This is a genomic window from Paenibacillus marchantiae, from assembly GCF_028771845.1.
GTDB classification, from domain to species: Bacteria; Bacillota; Bacilli; order Paenibacillales; family Paenibacillaceae; genus Paenibacillus; species Paenibacillus marchantiae.
Genome location: NZ_CP118270.1, coordinates 6,574,500 through 6,592,534 on the forward strand (window position 1 = coordinate 6,574,500; position 18,035 = coordinate 6,592,534).

Annotated in this window: 18 protein-coding genes; 8 read left to right on the forward strand and 10 right to left on the reverse strand. The window is 46.2% G+C overall.

Annotated features, from left to right (window positions below; translation table 11 throughout):
- Positions 1–270 precede the first annotated feature (270 nt).
- On the forward strand, positions 271–1,641 hold the full coding sequence (gene mgtE, locus PTQ21_RS29565; protein WP_064635927.1) for a magnesium transporter: 1,371 nt from the start codon (positions 271–273) through the stop codon (positions 1,639–1,641).
- A gap of 133 nt (positions 1,642–1,774) precedes the next feature.
- On the opposite strand, the gene PTQ21_RS29570 is transcribed toward mgtE, so the two are convergent.
- On the reverse strand, positions 1,775–2,278 hold the full coding sequence (locus PTQ21_RS29570; RefSeq protein WP_274568193.1) for a hypothetical protein: 504 nt from the start codon (positions 2,276–2,278) through the stop codon (positions 1,775–1,777).
- A 157-nt stretch (positions 2,279–2,435) separates the two neighbouring features.
- Here PTQ21_RS29570 and PTQ21_RS29575 point away from each other — a divergent pair, with 157 nt between their 5' ends.
- Together PTQ21_RS29575 and PTQ21_RS29580 are read left to right on the forward strand one after the other, a co-directional pair.
- A complete protein-coding gene (locus PTQ21_RS29575) occupies positions 2,436–3,017 on the forward strand; it encodes a LysE family translocator (RefSeq protein ID WP_063565264.1) in 582 nt (193 codons plus the stop codon).
- A 21-nt stretch (positions 3,018–3,038) separates the two neighbouring features.
- On the forward strand, positions 3,039–3,815 hold the full coding sequence (locus PTQ21_RS29580) for an AraC family transcriptional regulator (RefSeq protein ID WP_063565263.1): 777 nt from the start codon (positions 3,039–3,041) through the stop codon (positions 3,813–3,815).
- A gap of 134 nt (positions 3,816–3,949) precedes the next feature.
- On the opposite strand, the gene PTQ21_RS29585 is transcribed toward PTQ21_RS29580, so the two are convergent.
- Entirely contained in the window at positions 3,950–4,516 is a 567-nt protein-coding gene (locus PTQ21_RS29585) for a hypothetical protein (RefSeq protein WP_274568195.1), read from the reverse strand.
- Between the two features lie 145 nt (positions 4,517–4,661).
- On the opposite strand from PTQ21_RS29585, the gene PTQ21_RS29590 reads away from it, so the two are divergent.
- A complete protein-coding gene (locus tag PTQ21_RS29590) occupies positions 4,662–5,330 on the forward strand; it encodes a phosphatase PAP2 family protein (protein ID WP_274568197.1) in 669 nt (222 codons plus the stop codon).
- Positions 5,331–5,459: 129 nt separating this feature from the next.
- On the opposite strand, the gene PTQ21_RS29595 is transcribed toward PTQ21_RS29590, so the two are convergent.
- On the reverse strand, positions 5,460–6,911 hold the full coding sequence (locus PTQ21_RS29595; RefSeq protein ID WP_420800349.1) for a glycoside hydrolase family 1 protein: 1,452 nt from the start codon (positions 6,909–6,911) through the stop codon (positions 5,460–5,462).
- A gap of 95 nt (positions 6,912–7,006) precedes the next feature.
- On the opposite strand from PTQ21_RS29595, the gene PTQ21_RS29600 reads away from it, so the two are divergent.
- Together PTQ21_RS29600 and PTQ21_RS29605 are read left to right on the forward strand one after the other, a co-directional pair.
- Entirely contained in the window at positions 7,007–7,924 is a 918-nt protein-coding gene (locus PTQ21_RS29600; protein WP_274568208.1) for a helix-turn-helix transcriptional regulator, read from the forward strand.
- Positions 7,925–7,999: 75 nt separating this feature from the next.
- Positions 8,000–8,815, forward strand: coding sequence for a class I SAM-dependent methyltransferase (locus tag PTQ21_RS29605; protein ID WP_274568210.1), 816 nt, complete (start codon positions 8,000–8,002; stop codon positions 8,813–8,815).
- A gap of 101 nt (positions 8,816–8,916) precedes the next feature.
- Here the strand turns inward: PTQ21_RS29605 and PTQ21_RS29610 are convergent, their stop codons facing one another.
- The 3 genes from PTQ21_RS29610 to PTQ21_RS29620 all read right to left on the reverse strand — a co-directional run bounded on the left by PTQ21_RS29610 (position 8,917) and on the right by PTQ21_RS29620 (position 11,770).
- Entirely contained in the window at positions 8,917–9,711 is a 795-nt protein-coding gene (locus tag PTQ21_RS29610; protein WP_274568211.1) for a hypothetical protein, read from the reverse strand.
- Between the two features lie 86 nt (positions 9,712–9,797).
- Complete coding sequence (locus PTQ21_RS29615; RefSeq protein WP_274568212.1) at positions 9,798–10,214, reverse strand: hypothetical protein; 417 nt, start codon at positions 10,212–10,214, stop codon at positions 9,798–9,800.
- A 275-nt stretch (positions 10,215–10,489) separates the two neighbouring features.
- Positions 10,490–11,770, reverse strand: a complete 1,281-nt coding sequence (locus PTQ21_RS29620; protein WP_274568213.1) for an XRE family transcriptional regulator — start codon at positions 11,768–11,770, stop codon at positions 10,490–10,492.
- 380 nt (positions 11,771–12,150) lie between these two features.
- Between PTQ21_RS29620 and fabV the strand changes: the two genes are divergently transcribed.
- Entirely contained in the window at positions 12,151–13,341 is a 1,191-nt protein-coding gene (fabV, locus tag PTQ21_RS29625; RefSeq protein WP_274568214.1) for an enoyl-ACP reductase FabV, read from the forward strand.
- Positions 13,342–13,445: 104 nt separating this feature from the next.
- Here fabV and PTQ21_RS29630 read toward each other — a convergent pair whose 3' ends face one another.
- The 3 genes from PTQ21_RS29630 to PTQ21_RS29640 form a co-directional block, all read right to left on the reverse strand.
- Complete coding sequence (locus PTQ21_RS29630) at positions 13,446–14,696, reverse strand: DNA glycosylase AlkZ-like family protein (RefSeq protein ID WP_274568215.1); 1,251 nt, start codon at positions 14,694–14,696, stop codon at positions 13,446–13,448.
- A gap of 138 nt (positions 14,697–14,834) precedes the next feature.
- Positions 14,835–15,059, reverse strand: coding sequence for a hypothetical protein (locus tag PTQ21_RS29635; protein WP_063565252.1), 225 nt, complete (start codon positions 15,057–15,059; stop codon positions 14,835–14,837).
- Positions 15,060–15,129: 70 nt separating this feature from the next.
- Positions 15,130–15,726: a restriction endonuclease gene (locus PTQ21_RS29640; RefSeq protein WP_269054410.1), complete on the reverse strand. Its 597-nt coding sequence runs from the start codon at positions 15,724–15,726 to the stop codon at positions 15,130–15,132.
- Positions 15,727–15,982: 256 nt separating this feature from the next.
- Between PTQ21_RS29640 and PTQ21_RS29645 the strand changes: the two genes are divergently transcribed.
- Entirely contained in the window at positions 15,983–17,257 is a 1,275-nt protein-coding gene (locus PTQ21_RS29645; protein WP_063565250.1) for a hypothetical protein, read from the forward strand.
- Between the two features lie 232 nt (positions 17,258–17,489).
- On the opposite strand, the gene msrA is transcribed toward PTQ21_RS29645, so the two are convergent.
- Positions 17,490–18,008, reverse strand: a complete 519-nt coding sequence (gene msrA / locus PTQ21_RS29650) for a peptide-methionine (S)-S-oxide reductase MsrA (RefSeq protein ID WP_072734724.1) — start codon at positions 18,006–18,008, stop codon at positions 17,490–17,492.
- Positions 18,009–18,035 lie beyond the last annotated feature (27 nt).

Below are 18,035 nucleotides of genomic sequence, written 5' to 3' on the forward strand. Positions count from 1 at the left end.
AATATGCATTTCCCGTGGTCGCTGTTTAACTTCCATTCCATTTCGTTTAAGAATACGGAGTTGAAATATGTTCAACCAAACATTTACACAATAACGGAGAGGACAGAAATAGCCTGAAGAAGCGAAGCGTTCGCCTTTATCCCCGGATTTCCCCTTTTTCAGAAAGGAATCAAAAAAATCTGGGGATAACAGCGATCGGAAGGTTGTTCTGTCATCGGAGTGCCAGTGTAAATATTCATTTGTTGAACCCATATAGAAAGGAGACTACATATGAATCGATCCCATCCCAAAAAAGATTTTTCGGTTGAAGAGATTACGGAGCTCCTTGTGCAATTCGTGCAAACCCAAAACCTGACCGAATTTTACAAATGGGCCAAAGAACTTCATCCCTACGACCTTTCTCTGGTATATAAAAAGTTCCCTGAACAAGAGACGAAACGCTTCTTGCTCTTATTCAAACCGGACGTTCTCGCCGACATGGCAGAAGCGCTCACGCTTCACGAACAGGTGCATCTATTCGAACAGTTAGGCCCGGAGCGCACTCTTGAAGTCATGCAGCAAATGGACAAAAGTGATCTGATTCGCTTCATGCATGATCTACCCCTCCAACGCAGAGAAGAACTGTTGTCCAATATGAATCTCGACCATTCAGCCATTATCCGCTCCGTGCTGAACTATCCACCGGAAACGGCTGGACGAATCATGACCGATCGTTACCGTACCCTGTTATCGCATGAAACCGCAAAGGAAGCACTGAGAGAATCGCAGGCTACGCTGCACATTCCTGCGACCAGTTATCTGTATGTCACCGATGATGAAGGCAAACTGGTCGGAGTCGTGAGTTATCAATCCCTTGCTCAGGCAGATGACAACACCAAAGTGGAAGAGCTGATGACTCGGCGTGTCATCCATGCAACAGTCGATATGGACCAGGAAGAAGCTGCACAGCTACTGCAGCGTTATGAGTTTATGGCTTTACCTGTCGTGGATGAAAACCGCAGATTATGCGGTGTTATCCAAATGGACGATGTCATTGATATTATTATGGACGAAGCCAGTGAAGACATCGCCAAGATGGGTGGCGGCAGTAAAGATATCGATTTTGATACCAAACCATTGGTTGCTGTCAGACGTCGCCTTCCTTGGCTGATTTTATTGTTATTTATCGGATTGATCTCAGGCAGCATCGTGGATTTTTTCGAAGACACACTGAATCAGGTTGTGGCACTGGCGTTCTTCATGCCCATGATAGCCGGTATGACGGGGAATACGGGTACACAATCCCTTGCAGTGGTTGTACGTGGCTTGATTGGACGCAAGCTGGACAAGGCTACAGTGCTCGCGCTTATTGGCCGAGAGATTAAAGTAGGCACAATGATTGGACTTGTATGCGGTTTGCTGATCACGGTCATCGCCTATTTCTGGCAAGGTGACTGGCTGCTCGGAGCGATTATTGGAGTATCACTATTCTTCACCCTGGTTATCGGAACATTGACCGGTACTTGTATTCCTCTTCTGCTCAGTCGTTTCAAAGTAGACCCTGCGGTCGCCTCCGGTCCATTAATCACAACGTTGAATGATATATTGTCGTTGTTTATCTATTTCGGCATCGCAACTCGTTTTCTGGATGCCTTAATGTAAATTAGCCTTTCAGTCTTTATTCATTGAACAGGTGCTTTAATACAGTAACCAAAAGACTCAACTTCCTTTGTACATACAGTGAAGTTGAGTCTTTTGGTGTTATTTTCAATCTAAAGGAGAACTGCCTTATGCTTCATTTTAATGTATTTGCTATTTCAACTAATGTTTGATAATCGTATAACGGTTCAAGATTGTTATTTTTTCCTGAAATAAGAGAGTACGTTAAACCCTCGTTTCTCCAATAGATGGCACTTATATGTCCGTCTCCTTGGTCCCACGTTTGCGAACCATTAGATAATTTTTGACCTTTCTTCCCATTCGGAGGTGTATCCACCTTTGAGTTTGTAATCATAGTGATCAGGTTCAATCCTTCATCCGTATTTGCATACGTGATTTCTACTGCTTCAAATGTACCATTGGTATCTAAAATCCTTGCTGATTTTTGAGTAACTTGGAAAGGAACTGACGGTTGTTTGATTTCAAAAGGGGTCCTAGCTTCCGCCTCTTCAAATGAAATTTCAACTGGAGGACTTAGATCCAAATTATTGATTGGTTGGATACCTTCCCCATTTTTTAAGCAGGCAGACAATAAAAGAGGTATCATACATAGGAACAGCGACTTACTTACAGCTTTCATTTAATCACCTCGATATCAGAGTAGTTACTTCTATGACGTTTCTATTAGCTGGAAAGTTATGATTTTTTTCCACTCATGTGCATTCTGCTGCAATAATGTACTATAAGCCAAAGCCTCCCCGGAGTATGATCATGTAACTACAACTTGGGGAGGCCCTATGAATCTTACATCTTTTTTCATCTATTGTATTGTCGTTACCTTTACACCTGGCCCCAGCAATATTGTGATTCTCACTTCCGTCGGGCAGGTTGGTCCCCGGAAAACGATGGAGTATGTGTGGGGTGCCACCGTTGCATTTGGCTTATTACTAGCTGCTTCTGCTCTTCTTAATCATCTTCTCGCTGAGATATTGCCTGGCATTCTCCATGTGATGCAGATCGTGGGTAGTGTCTATATGATATATCTGGCTTATCAAGTCTATAAAATGGGTTCCACCGAGACGGCATCGAAGCAAGTTACGGGGTTTCTAAACGGTTTAATCATGCAGTTTGTGAATCCAAAAGTGGTTCTGTTCACGTTCACTGTCATTCCCAGTTATGTTCTGCCGTACTACGATAGCACCATGTCAACGTTTCTGTTCGTGATCATTATTACCATCATCGGCTTCTTGGCCTATTCCAGTTGGGCCGTGTTTGGCTCCATCTTCAGAACCTTACTCAATCGTCATCAAAAAGCAGTGAGTATTCTAATGGCCCTTTTTTTGTTATACTCAGCCATCATGGTATCAGGAATCATCTAACGCGCGGGAGGTGTGTGCAGCATGGAATTGTTTAACTATAAGAAATCACAGGACGTACTGGCTTTATCCGCCAGCTTTACGGATTTCACCTATAAAAAGCATTGCCACGAGGAATATGCAGTAGGAGTAACGCTTCGCGGTATTCAGCAATACCATCTGGACGGACATTATCAGGCCTCCCACAAAAACGGCGTGATGTTATTCAACCGGGAACAGTCCCACGATGGAAGTTCCTATGACAAAGCCGGCATAGACTATGTCATGCTTTATCTGAAGCCGGATTTGGTCGAAGAGGTTCTAGGGAAAAAGGAATTGCGTTTTAATAGCCCCATCGTCTATGACCCTGTGCTTGCACGAAGCATCCTGATGCTGAATGATGCTGTTCAAAACGGACAGGATGAAGCGAGATGCAGTGAACTGCTCTTGGGCCTGTTGCAATTACTCTCCCAGTCGGAAATGGACACCAAGTTATGGCGGCCTCAGGACAATCTGGTTCGAAAAGCGAAAGAAATGATGTTTTGCAGTATTGAAGATGTTCTGAAGCTGGACGACCTGAGTGCGGAATTCAACATGTCCAAGTTTCAATTTATCCGCGAGTTCAAGTCCCATGCCGGCATATCGCCTTATCAGTTTTTTCTGAATTGTAAGGTGGAGCGTGCCAGACAGTCCATTGAAACGCATAAGGATGTTTACTCCGCTGTAGCCGAATGTGGTTTTGTCGACCTGACTCATCTGAACAGACACTTTAAACGAGTATTCGGTATCACGGCTTATGAATATATGCTGCAGTTAAACTAATTGAATCGGTACGATTATCCGACAAAATGTATAAAATCCCCGCATGGAACGCGTTTATCTCAACGTTCCACACGGGGATTTTCTTTTCTCTTCCGTTGCCGTACTGCCATTCTCCCTTAATTCAGATCCTAACATCACGCGCGCTTCTTCCTTCTCCGGATCCAGCCACTTACCAATACAAGCAATAGAATAACCCCACCATATATGATGAGATAAAATGACCAACTTCGTCCTTGATCGGTTTTTTCAAAATCATCCTGACTCACTACTTTTCCTGCTCCCAGCAGCTTTAACGCGTCTCCAGCTTGATCAATGGAAACATTGCCACTGCAAAGATTCGTATGCAACTTATCGTCCATTTTATTCTTATAAGCAAAGATCAGATAGGATTGGTTCTTCTCCAATTGAATCCCACAAGATTCCGAACCGGCATCATTACCCATGACAGTCATTCGTTTAGAAGAAACACCCTTCCATGCGGTATCCACTTCAAAGGTATATGCTCTCAATCGGTCAGGGCTGAATATTTGCGTCCCACCCCTTTTCACCACTTTACCTGTAAAAACCGATGTGGACGTCTTCAGTTTCTCTTGAGCATTCGATTCTACACAGCTGCAAGCATAAGCTTTTTCCCCAGGGAATACTGTGTAACCCCATCCAACCAACAACAAAATCAATGCAAACCATACTAAGCGCTTCATCCTTTCACCCCCGGCTCAGATTGCAACACCCATCTTGTAATCGTTCACATTTTGTTTGAAGCGATATTTATTGTAAGATTATAGCATAATACGAATATTGTATTGAGCATCATTAGAATTCAGACACCTTGGAGGAAACCGTCACTTGAATCAGAATTGGAAAAAGAATATCTCCATCCCGCTGCTCGTTGCAGCGGGATGCCTCATTGCATTTGTAAGTATCGCCCTGTCCATCAGCGACAATCAGATTCACACCTTTGATGATACCTTGATTGGCTGGATTCAGGGCATGGAATCACCCGGAATGACACGGTTCATGCAGCTCTTTACCTGGATTGGCAGCGAAGTGCCTGTGGTTGTCATTACCATTCTCGCCATGCTTGTGCTGTATATCTACCTCAGGCACAAACGCGAACTGCTCTTCCTGGCCTGTGTTATTGCGGGCTCGACTTTGCTAAATGCATTGATTAAGCTGGTATTCCAGCGCGCCAGACCTACGATTAACCGGATTATTGAGGTGAGTGGTTACAGCTTCCCAAGTGGCCATTCGATGGCAGCGTTCAGCTTGTATGGCGGCTTGGCATTCCTGATCTGGAAGCATGTACCGACAGCGACTGGACGTGTATTCATGATTATCGTGAGCGCAATCTTTATCCTGACGATTGGAATGAGCCGAATTTATCTGGGGGTACACTATCCCAGCGATGTAGTGGGTGGGTACTTTCTGAGTGGATGCTGGCTTGCCATATGCATATGGTTCTATCAGCGACATCTGGAACGCCTTTCCCTGTTACAGTCCCAACCTCTCGCTTAGGTTTTTTCGCTCACCATGCAATGATCCAACCCATGCTTGAAAACAAACCAAACGTAAAGAACCTCATGGGTGCATCAAGCACCAATGAGGTTCTTTTACGTCATTATGGATCTATTTTACAGTGGCAACTTAGAGCTCCTCGCCATTGGATTCAATGACTTTTTTGTACCAGTGGAAGCTCTTCTTCGGTGTTCTGCTGAAATCACCATTGCCATCATTGTCCTTGTTCACATGAATGAAGCCATAACGCTTCTTCATCTCTCCCGTGGATGCGCTGACCAAGTCGATACATCCCCACATCGTGTAAGCGATAAGCTCCACACCGTCGGCAACGGCTTCTTTCATTTGTTCAATGTGACCTCTCAAATAATCAATCCGATAGTCATCTTGAATAGAGCCATCTTCCTCCACTACATCCACTGCACCCAGCCCGTTCTCCACAACCATCAATGGAATTTGGTAACGATCATACAGGTGGTTCAGGGTGTAACGTAATCCTTTCGGATCGATCTGCCAGCCCCAGTCGGAAGCTTCCAGATACGGATTTTTGATGCCGCCCAGCAGATTTCCCTCTGCTCTATCCAACGACTCATCCGCACTCTCGACCAAGGACATGTAATAGCTAAAGGAATAGAAGTCCACGCAGCCTTCACGCAGAGTCTGTGCATCTTCCGGCTGCATCTCGATCTGGATGCCTTCTTCGGCGAAGAAACGTTTGGCGAATCCAGGGTACGCTCCACGAACCTGTACGTCTCCACAGATCATGTTGGACAGCTGGTCCTTCTTCTGCGCGAGCAAAATATCGTCCGGATTGCATGTATTCGGATATGTTGTCATGAAAGCGACCATACAGCCGATTTGGAAATCAGGATTGATTTCATGTCCCAGCTTCACTGCTTTTGCACTTGCAACAAATTGGTGATGCAGCGCCTGGAAGCGGGTCTGTGGATCATCAACGCCATCGATCAATGTCTCTTTGCCTTCAAACAGGATACCTGCAGCCATATAAGCCCCCATTGGCATTGTCAGACAGTTGATCTCATTAAAGGTCAGCCAGTATTTCACCTGATCTTTGTATCGGTTAAACAGGGTTGTACAATATCGGATATAACAATCAATCACTTCACGCGAAGCCCAGCCGTTATATTTCTGGGTCAGACCAAATGGTGTCTCGTAGTGAGAAATGGTCACGAGCGGTTCAATGTTGTACTTTTTCAACTCGGCAAAGACGTTGTCATAGAACTGCAATCCCTCTTCGTTTGGCTCCAGATCATAACCGTTCGGGTAGATTCTGGACCAGTTAATGGACATGCGAAACATTTTGAAGCCCATTTCAGCCATCAGGGCAATATCCTCTTTGTAATGACCATAAAAATCAACCGCTTCATGGCTCGGATAATACGTGCCCTCTTCCAGTACAGGCGTAATCCGCCGTGGTGTCGTGTGCGTTCCACCTGTCATCATATCGGAAGTACTTGGGCCTTTACCACCCTTGTCCCATCCACCTTCAAACTGATTGGCAGCCGTTGCGCCACCCCAGAAAAATCCGTCTTTCATCGACATCATCAATTCCTCCTTCATGATCTTCCTAACACTATACATCCAGTGTACCACCCATACCCTGACACCTATTGTCATGGTATAATGTCGGCATGGAAAATAACCGATTATTCAGAATGCTATTGCTGTTATTGGAGAAAAAGAAAGCTACCGCCCCCGAGCTCGCGCGTTTGTTCGAGATATCCGTGCGCACGGTGTACCGTGATATCGACAGACTGAGTGCGGCGGGTATTCCCGTATACACGACAACCGGAAAGCATGGCGGCATCCATCTCATGGACAACTTTGTCATGGACAAATCCCTGTTGTCCGAAGATGATCAGAATGAAATTTTGCTTGGATTATATAGCGTCAGCGCCATCCCTCACCTTAACACTGCCCATATGCTCAAACGTTTAACCGCCCTGTTTGATCACAAGCTGGATTGGATCGAGTTCGACTTTTCACCATGGGGCAGCATTCCACTGCAGGAGAGGGAGCTGTTCAATCAGGTCAAACAGGCGATCCTCACCAATCAATGGATTACGTTTCACTATGTCAATTCGGATGGAGAGAAGAGTGTTCCGACGGTTGAACCTCTCAAACTTTTGTTCAAGAACAGTACTTGGTATTTCAAGGGGTACATTCACGACGAGCACGACCGAAACGAATTTCAGACGTTCAAAATGAAACGCATTACCCAGCTGAAATTTCTGCCTAGGGTTCCCCGAAACAACATGAACATCGGATCAACGGAAAATGAGACACAAGTCTCTATCAACCAAATCGCTCTGGAACTGTCGTTCTCCAACTCTATTGCGTATAGGGTGTATGATTTTTTTGAACCATCACGCGTTGAAAAAGAGCCCGACGGCAGGCTGCGCGTTGCCCTTGAACTCAATGAGGGAGAATGGCTGTACTCCTTCCTGATGTCGTTTGGATCTGACCTGACCGTAATCAAGCCTGCACACGTTGGACAGGAACTGCTTAGGCGACATATCAAAGCGGTAGAACATTTACAACAGGTCGTTAACAACAGGTTGGAAAATGAATGATATAATGAAGCTCTGATCATCTGTTGATTCTTTTACTTTTTTGCTATCTATCCATTTCCTGAAGGAGGTTTGTCCATGCAAGACATTAGACGTAACAATGTGGAACGATTCAAAGGTTTCGGTACGTTATATGACCAGAACCGGCCCGCTGCGCCCACCGAGGTCGTAGATATTCTGACGAATTATTTGGGCAGCAAACCTCGCTTGGTCGCAGATGTTGGCTGTGGTACGGGCTTATCGTCATGGATTTGGCTAAATGAGGCAGAACGTGTTATTGGCGTCGAACCAAGCGATGATATGAGAGCTGTCGCAGAGTCCAAATGGGAAGCGGCAGGCAAACCGGACCATCTTCGCTTTGTCTCCGGCCTGTCCCACGAACTGGGACTACCTGATGGCAGTGTGGATATCGTGACCTGCTCACAGTCGTTCCACTGGATGGAGCCCCAGTCCACACTGCGCGAATTTGCGCGTGTACTGCGTCCAGGCGGCATATTTGCTGCCTACGACTGTGACTGGCCACCAGTGGTTGATTGGCAGCTGGAACAAGCCTATCTGCATTTGAATACGGAGGCAGATCATCGAGCTGCCAGTCTGGCTCCTCAGGAAAATCAGGCACATAAATGGAGTAAAGACGGACATTTGCAGCAGATTCAGCAGTCCGGCTTGTTCCGTTATTCGCGTGAAATTTTGTTTCATCATCGGGAAACATTCGATGCGGACCGATACGTCAATCTGGCACTAAGCCAAGGCGGCCTGCAAACGGCAGTGAAACTCGGAGCCACTAATCTACTTGAGGTAGCAGGCGAATTTAGACAGCTGGCTACTCGTATATTTGCCGGAGAATCGAGACAAGTTCTATTCTCATATCGGATGCGCTTGGGCATCGTCTGATCTTAATCTAATCTCATCCAGAATCTCCAAAACATAATTCACAAAAGAAACCTGCCCATCACGAACACAGTGATGTTGCAGGTTTTTTGTTTATATAGCCATCAGGATGAGAACAAATTACTTAGTTGTTCCTCCTGTACATTCAATGCCAACACTACTTTTGACGGGTCCTGCTTCGAGTAGATCACGTTAATAATATGACCTTGCTGAACCTGAGGTAGGGTAGATGGATAAATTTCCTTTGGTATAGTGACCTTAAATGTCTCTCCATTTGACTTCGTTACACTAAGCGTAAGCTGAAGTTTGATTTTGCCATTACCTCCGCTTCCAAGTGGAGTAACATCCAATATCTTGGCCATCGCTTTCTCGCCCGTTCGTGCAATATCCATCATCTCAGGTGCCACGCCATGCTGCACCATCTTCTCATCCAGCAATTGCTGCATATCTTCCTGAGACAGTCGTCCTTTCAGATCAAGTCCTACCTTGCGTTCATCCTTCACGGAGACCACTAACGGAATGAAGCTGCCCGGCTGAAACTGAGCCATGGACGTCAACGGTATAATGGTTTTCAACTCGGTATCGTATTTCTCACGTCCTTTACGCGAGACGGTCAGGCCCAGTCGAACTTCCGGCTGCTCATTAATATACGTACCCGTCTGCTGGATGCTTTTAATGACACCAACCGCTGGTAATCCTGACTTCACTCTCCCAACACCGAAGATATTAGCCAAAATGGAGGGAATAAAGATCAGCCCAAATCCGGCAAAAATCGCTGGTGTATACCACCATGCCTGCATAATGATAAAAGGATCATTCCACAGCTGCTGTGCCAGAAATGGGGAGAATCCCACCCCAAACACAGTCAACACACCGACCAATCTCAGGAAACCTACCATCTGCCCCACCCTCTCTATATCTCTATTATTCGTTGTTAGTTGTCTTTATTAAATGATAGAATGCTCGTTTGTAGTTCGAACACCTTCTAGACGGACAACAGACCCATGTAAATTAACTCTGTCGGATTCGCCGGATTTTGCCCCAATCCCACTCGATCTCCCACGCGTGGAATCTGCATCTTGGACACCAGTGTTTCCAATGTTCGCTGATACTGATTGCCATTCGTCTCTGTTATATCCAGCACAAGCACAACAATTGGATCAAAATTGATCAGCTTGCCCGTATCGGTAATCGTGATTACCGTGGCTGTTGCAGTTAAGGGAAGGGAACCACTTGCCGCCAGTTGTGCCTGTTTTGCCGAATCCAGACTCTGGTTGATGGCTTCCCGATGCTCCTTTGATACAAAACCTTTCATCATCATTCCGGTAAGTCCTTTATTCATCATTTTATCTGCCTTCGCAATCGCATCTTCCTGCTTGTTCTTTTTACCAAACCATCCCATAATGAACACCTCGTTTTTTTATTTTTGGTTATAGTTAAAGTATAAACAGGAGGGCTTGTCCTTGAATACCCTTTTGACTGCATACAAAAGAAACGAAAAATCCGGTGATTAAACCACTGAATTCTCGTTTCTTTAACATGCTTTTTGATGGATTCCGCAAAAAAAGAGCCGTAAACGACTCTTAAATGAAAGGTTGGGAGGCATATTTTGTGCCTAATGCACCGGTATTGAACAAAATCATGTAAAAAAACGGCTGTTCTACGCCGATTTTCAATCTATTTTTTGCGTAACAGGTAGACCAGCTTCCGATAATACATGGCGGCTTCCTTATATTTTCGCAGATCCTCGGACACCACGGCCATTCCCTCATATAAAGGTTCAAGACGCATGGCATGCTGCACGGACTCAAAATAAGGCAGACATGCGAGCGCTCGCTCCATGAACACTTCACGATCTCCATGCGCAAGAGCAAGATGGCTCTGGTAGAAGGTTGCACTCATCTGCTGATCCTGAGTTGTTGCACTATTCAACAGTTGATCCACACTCTGCGCAAGTCCCCCCCAGTTTTTTCGTGCCAGTGCCACTTCACACCGATACACACTCACTAATGGCTTCATGGCCTGCTGGGTTTCTTCGGGTTCTTGCTGCAACAGGGATTCGAATCGTTCGATCTCCGACTGCGCCTGATCCAGCTCCCCCGTCATGGTTAACATGACAATCCGATTATTGGCAATGGCAGTGACCAGATCGCCCTGATTACCCGCATACACCAGGTTCGCCTCTGCCATGGTCAATGCCGAGAGCGCCTCCTTTACCAGTCCCATCGCAAAGCAATATCCGCTATAAGCCACGTATAAACCGGACAACCGATGAAACAGCCGCTGATCATAGACATGTCTCATGGTGAGATCGAATACCTGCTTGGCCTCTTCGTACTGTTTGACCTGAATGTAGGCTTCCATCTTGATATTTTGCACAGACAGCCAGAATTCACTTCCAGGAAGAGCCAATTCACTGAGCCTGGTTGCATGTGTTAACACATCCACAGAGGCAAGCTTGGAACGATAGTACTGCACTTTGTAATATAATAACGCCTTTGCTAACGGACGGGGCAGATCCACATCGTCAGGACGGCCGTATTTCTCCAGATAAAAATTCAAATAGGATGTATGTATATATTCATGAGCCGATGCATCATTTAATTGTTGGTAATAGACCGCCTTCATTAAAGCCGTGGTTAGCTCTACTGTCAGCGTATCATCCCGATCTTCAAGTGCATGGACCGTTTCTTCTAATATGGCGGAAGCTGGAACTGACATTTGTTCAAAAATGGCCTCTGCCCGCGCCAGTGTTTCTTCATCCTGTGCAGAAGCGTTTAACAGATAGGAAGTCGTTACGCCAAGACGTGACGCAATAGCCTCTGCCAGATCTTCAGGGAGTGGATAACGATCGGCCAGAATATTGGCAAAGTGAGCCTGCGTAACCAGACCTTCCACGAGGTCTTTGCGGGAGATTTGCTTTCTTTTGCTCAGAAATTCAATCCGTTCCTTCAGCATGGCTAGTCTTCCTTTCGTTTCGATCCTGGAATTACTATAAGTTGAACGAATGATTTTACACTAGAGCACTACGTGGCCAGAACCATCTTCCGATCGCTGTTATCCCCAGATTTTTTGAAATCCCTTATAGAAGGGGAAAATCCGGTGATAAAGGCGAACGCTTCGCTTCTGCAGACCTGTTCTGTCCTCTCCGTTATCGTGTGAATGTATAGCTCAAATTATATAATATCATCCCGGATGCGAAGCCGGATACCGTCTTTTAGCCAAATCCATCGAAACGGTTTCCGTTTCGGAGGCAATTGTTTTACAATAAGGTGGTATGTACAAGAGCATTATCCAATAATGAAGAACAAGAGTTGAATATGAAAGGATGCAAATGAATGATTATTAAACCAAGAACACGTGGTTTTATTTGTACAACTTCCCATCCTATAGGCTGTGCTGCACAAGTCCAGGAACAAATTGATTATGTAAAATCCCAACCGCAATTGAATGGACCGCGGAACGTACTCGTTATCGGAGCTTCTACTGGATATGGACTTGCTTCGCGCGTCGTATCCGCATTCGGTGCCGGAGCCAACACCATCGGCATTTACCGCCCAAGCAGCGCCACTGAAAAACGTACGGCTTCAGCAGGCTGGTACAACTCCGCTGCATTTGAGAAAGCTGCGGAAGAAGCAGGACTGAAATCATACAGCATCACAGGTGATGCCTTTGCCAACGAAACAAGAGAAAAGACCGTTGAACTGATTCGCAGTGAACTCGGTCAGGTTGATCTGGTAGTCTACAGTGTAGCGTCGGCACGCCGTACCGATCCGAATACTGGTGAAGTATTCAACTCCGTGCTCAAACCGATTGGACAATCGTACACGAACAAAACAGTCAATTTCCATACGGGAGAAGTGACTTCCATTACGCTTGATCCGGCAACTGAAGAAGAAATTCGCCAGACCGTGACCGTGATGGGCGGAGATGATTGGGAACTGTGGATGGATGCCTTGCAACAAGGTGGCGTACTCGCCGACAATGCAACAACTATTGCCTTCTCTTACATCGGTCCTGAACTTACACATGCGATCTATCGTGATGGTTCCATCGGTCAAGCCAAAAACCATCTGGAAGCGACAGCCCACAAGCTGAATGATCGTCTGAGTGCAAAGGGCGGACGTGCTTACCTAACCGTAGCCAAAGCGCTGGTAACCCAGTCAAGCTCCGCAATTCCAGTGGTGCCGTTGTATATCTCTGCATTGTACAAAGTCATGAAGGAAAAAGGCTTGCATGAAGGCTGCATCGAGCAATTGCAACGCTTGTTCGCTGATCGCCTCTATGCGGGAGGAGAAGTTCCGACCGATGAAGCGGGGCGTATTCGTATTGACGATTGGGAGATGAGAGCGGATGTTCAGGAAGAAGTGGCGAAGCTATGGAACGAGCTGACCACCGAAAACATCTACGATCTGTCCGATCTGGTAGGATACCGTCAGGAATTCTTCCAACTGTTTGGTTTCGAAACCGACGGTGTGGATTATGAAGCAGATGTTGATCCGAATGTTCAAGTACCACATCTGCGTTAATTGAAAAGCAATATTGCTGTGGGACTGGCGTAACAAGCTTATTACAGGTCCAAATCCAGCCTTAGGGGAGCGAGCTTTCGCTCCCTTTTTGACGTCTACCGATTCTATAAGATCGACTTGAGTTGCTTTTTCAACCCCTTCGGCACCGTCTTCTCTACCGTGATGGATCGCGCTCCATGCATCGTTGCAAAGAACTGGAGTCCCTCCCGAAAATCCGCGATCCATTCCTCCACAGGTGGAGCAGTCTCTTCCATCGATAACAACCGCACCGTTAGCACGCCCGTTTTACGATCGAGTCGCGGGTCCATACGTCCAATCAGCCGATCGCCGTGAAGAATGGGCATGGCGTAATATCCGTAAGTTCGTTTCACCTCTGGTGTGTATATCTCCCACTTATATTGGAAATCAAATAAATCCACAATCCGTTCCCGTCTCCACAGCAGGTTGTCCAGTGGAGGCAGGAATCGTACCGGACCTGATGGATCATAATGCGGCTCTTCCCTTTCCATCTCACGCAACAAACCCTCATCTTCTGCACGGATGTAATAAGGCGTCGCGACGTCCTCTACCTCCAGTGTGATCATGCGACCATCTGCGACACGTGCAGCCATATCATTCCGACGTTCGGCAGCGGTGGATTTCATCCAGCCTAATCGTGGATCTCGGGTATCCACGACCCGATATGCGTAAATGTACTTGTCCATCAAAGCTTGCCTTTGAGTCAAAAGATCGATCTCCGCTGTCATGGATTGGGCCTGCTCCAGCAGTCCGGATTCAGTAATATGAAAATAACGTTCATTGCCCTGCCTTGCGACGACACGAATGGCAGCCGAATCCAGCAGCAAGTTTAACGCTAGCGTAGTATCCTTCGTTTTCGGTACATCCGCATTGTCCCAATATCCGCTTACCCGTTCGACGGCACGAAAAGCTCTGGAGGGTAACGGCCCCTCTTCTTCCAAACGCTTCAGCACATGCTGCACCGTGTTTCCCAGCCCTTCCAATGACGGAGCCAGACGATCCCTTAATCGAGCACGTACAGGTTCGAACATCGCATAATCTTCGATCGGAATAACACATGCGGCATTTGCAAAATATTCGAACACTTTATGATCACTCAACAACGTATGTAAATATTCGGAGGTATAGCCCGGATCACGAGCGCCCAGCACCAAATGCTGATTTCCGGTTACGGCAGCGACAGGATCAATCTGCACGCAGCCAAGGGAGCGAATCAGTTGCATCACCTGTTCAGGACCCGAAGGCAAGGAAACGGCGGGCCAACGTCCCAATAAAGATTGCGTCTGCAGCAAAAAACGCCGAACGATTTTTTTATCCATGCGAAGCGCTGTTGTCATATGTAGAATTCTTCCCTTCATCGAAGATAGGAGGATGTATAGCTATAATTGATCCAATTCAAAAGATATACATTGATTTTAACAGTCCAAGGGATGTCATACCAATCGAAGGAAGAGCTTTTTTTAAAATTTTGATGCTTATGCAGCACTCCGCACATCACAGACAAAATAAAAAGAAGCACCACCATCCTGGGTCCGCTTCTTGTGTTTGACCTTTTGCAATTTTTCCTGTTTCGTGGGCATGAGTCGAACATGCTGGGATAACGCTCCATAATCTCCGTTTACTCTCCGACTTTGCTCTGGACACCACTGTCCTGACCGCTCTGCTTTGCGCAATGCTTTTTGCGTTTGTGTACGTGCCATGATAATTGAACACACTCCCTTGGTTGGTATGCACTCAATATATCATGTGCAGGCAGACAAGTGAAGGTGATTAACGTGGAACTCTTTTTCGCCGTGATTGCCATGTTTCCACAGGTTCCTGATCGTCTTCCTCAATCAATTCCAGTGCTTCTTCCATTCTTCTGGATTTAAACAGCATGATCAGGTCCATCAGATCTTCACGGTCCAGCAGCTTCACCCCGTTGACCGCTGCTAGCGTCCGGCATGCTTCCGTATATCTGGCTGAGGTGAGCACGATGGATCGATCTGCTTCATAATAACGCATGGACGTGTAAATCTCCTGTACTGCGCTGAGTCCAACCGGATGATTTGCTCCGTAACGCTTGGCCTGAATGACATTACGTCTGCCTGCTCTATCCACAAATACAAGGTCCGCACCAAAATCACGGCTGCTTGTAGTCTTATGTACTTCGGCATAACCGAGTTGTTGGAATAAATGATACAGGTACAGTTCAAATTCCGACCCATCCTGCATTTTATCGATATCCTTAATCGTAATCTTACGCGGATTGGCCTCACTTCGTATGCGCTGCCCTCGCCGAATTACACGGCGAATGATCCAGGCAATGAGCAGTAGAAGGATAATAACGCCTATACCCACAGTGGTCATATTTTCATTCCAGTTCATGTCTGTTCTCCTTGTCGTTCCTCTAATCTGTCAGGCTAATCTCCCTCTTAGCCCTCATCACCCGACTAAATATAGCAGACTTCTCTCGTAACAGAAAGAAGATGAATTCCCTGTAACCCTCGAACTTCTCGAAACAACAATAATTTTACACCTCCATCATAAAAGGTTACAGACACTCAGGTTGAATTTCACATGTATGAAATGGTAGAATTCAACAATCGGTTCTATTTTGAATCGAAGAAAGGTGGTTTATAACTTGCATACATCCAACAAACGAAAGTCCAAAACATGGGCTGCGCTTCTTCTCAGTGGCACGCTCCTCTTCAGCCTGCATACACCAAGCTACGCGGCCGCAGAACAAAATGCACCCTTGCCTAAGCCTTCATGGACATCATCTTCTCTCTCTCTCACGCAAGTGAATACGGAGAAAGACGTTATCGTCAACGAAGTGAACGCAGTACCTGCTAAAAATCTGGTGTATGTGCATTCTTCCCAGCCCGTGACCAAAACAAGCAGCAATACAAAGCTGGATTGGCAGCTAGATTCGCTTCAGGCGCTGGATGCAACGACCGGACAATTGAAATGGAACGTTATTTTCCATGAGAAAAGTGGGCCTTATACAACCTACTCCAATTCGCTATATACCAGCAACGGCACAGCTTACGTATATATGGAATATTCGGATGGAACCAAAAAGGTATACTCGTTCAATACTTCCGGCAAAACCAACTGGGTCAAAAACGTGAGTAATTCATCATCCATGTACCTTCTGGACGACGATACGTTATTGATCGCTTCGAGCCCTGGTGTTCAATCGAACGGTTCCGTTCGTTCAGCCATCTCGCTGTATGACAAAAAGGGAAAACTGATTACGGAAAAAACAATCAACGGTGCTGTACTCAAAGCAGGCAGTGATCGAATCGTAGTCGATGCAAGCAAACAAACCAAAGTGGGCAGCTTCTGGCAGCAGGCCGCTAATCCCAAAGTGGAAATTTACGATCGTACGCTGAATCGTCTTTCCTTCTATCAGTTCCCGAGCAATGCCAACACTCTGGGAGACGGTGGCGGTGAATCACTGGCCATTCTGGAAGATGGCTCCGTGATCATGCGTGCCAATTTTGCCAACACGGGTAACAAGCTGATGGGCTTTGGCACCGATGGCAAACTCGCCTGGGGCCGTGCTATTGCCGGTGATGCCTATGTTCAGACCGCAGGCAACAGTTACACTCTGTTTACAGGCCAAAAGCTGGAGCTGTACACCATGAAAGGCCAAGTGACTGAACGTACATTTAAGGAAGAGCAGCCTATTCTCATGCAGGTTGATCGTACACAGGACGGGCAGTATAAACTTGATTTCGCCAAAAAAGGTTATATTCTCGATCCGCAAACATTGGATACAGTACATGAATATACGTTTGCATCCTCTCCTGGATTGCTCGATGGGTATTCAACGTACAACGATCATATTATTTATCAGATCAATGACGATGCATTATCCAAGTATGTATTGAAGACAGCCTCAGCTAAATAGTAAATGGAGCGCTCTGGTTGACCGACTAACGGTTAACAGGGCGTTCTGTTATTTCACACAACGATGTAGAGTTCTCCCATCAACGCAGAGAACGTAGATAAGTTCTGTAGCCATTGAGATAACATTCTCTTAATCATTGAACAATCAAAAAAAGCTGGGGAAGTTCCTGTTGGAACTCTCCCGGCTTTTTCAATAAGATCTGATGCAATTTGGTCTAATCTAATGAACTTAATTATTTATTCCAGTTTTCTTCAATAAATTCATCCCGTCCGGATTCCGCACGGTCTTCTTTGTAATGCTTCTCATTTTTCTTGTGGTAATCCTGGTGGTAATCTTCTGCCGGATAGAACACAACTGCATCCCGTATCTCCGTCACAATCGGTTGATTGAACCGCCCGCTTGCTGCCAGTTCCTGCTTGGACTGCTCTGCGAGCTCACGTTGACGTTCATTATGGACAAAGATCGCTGTCCGGTACTGACTTCCACGATCCTGAAATTGCCCTCCATCATCGGTTGGGTCCGTCTGGGGCCAATATAGCTCCAGCAGACGTTCATACGGAAACACCTCTGGATCAAACGTGATTTCAACGACCTCGACATGACCGGTCTCCCCGGTTTTGACCTGCTCATATGTTGGATTATCGACGTGACCGCCGGTATAGCCTGATACAATACCATGAATGCCTGGTTGCTCTTCAAATGGTGTAACCATACACCAGAAGCATCCGCCGGCAAATGTAGCTTTTTCCATGCACACTCATCCCTTTCTGTTGTACCT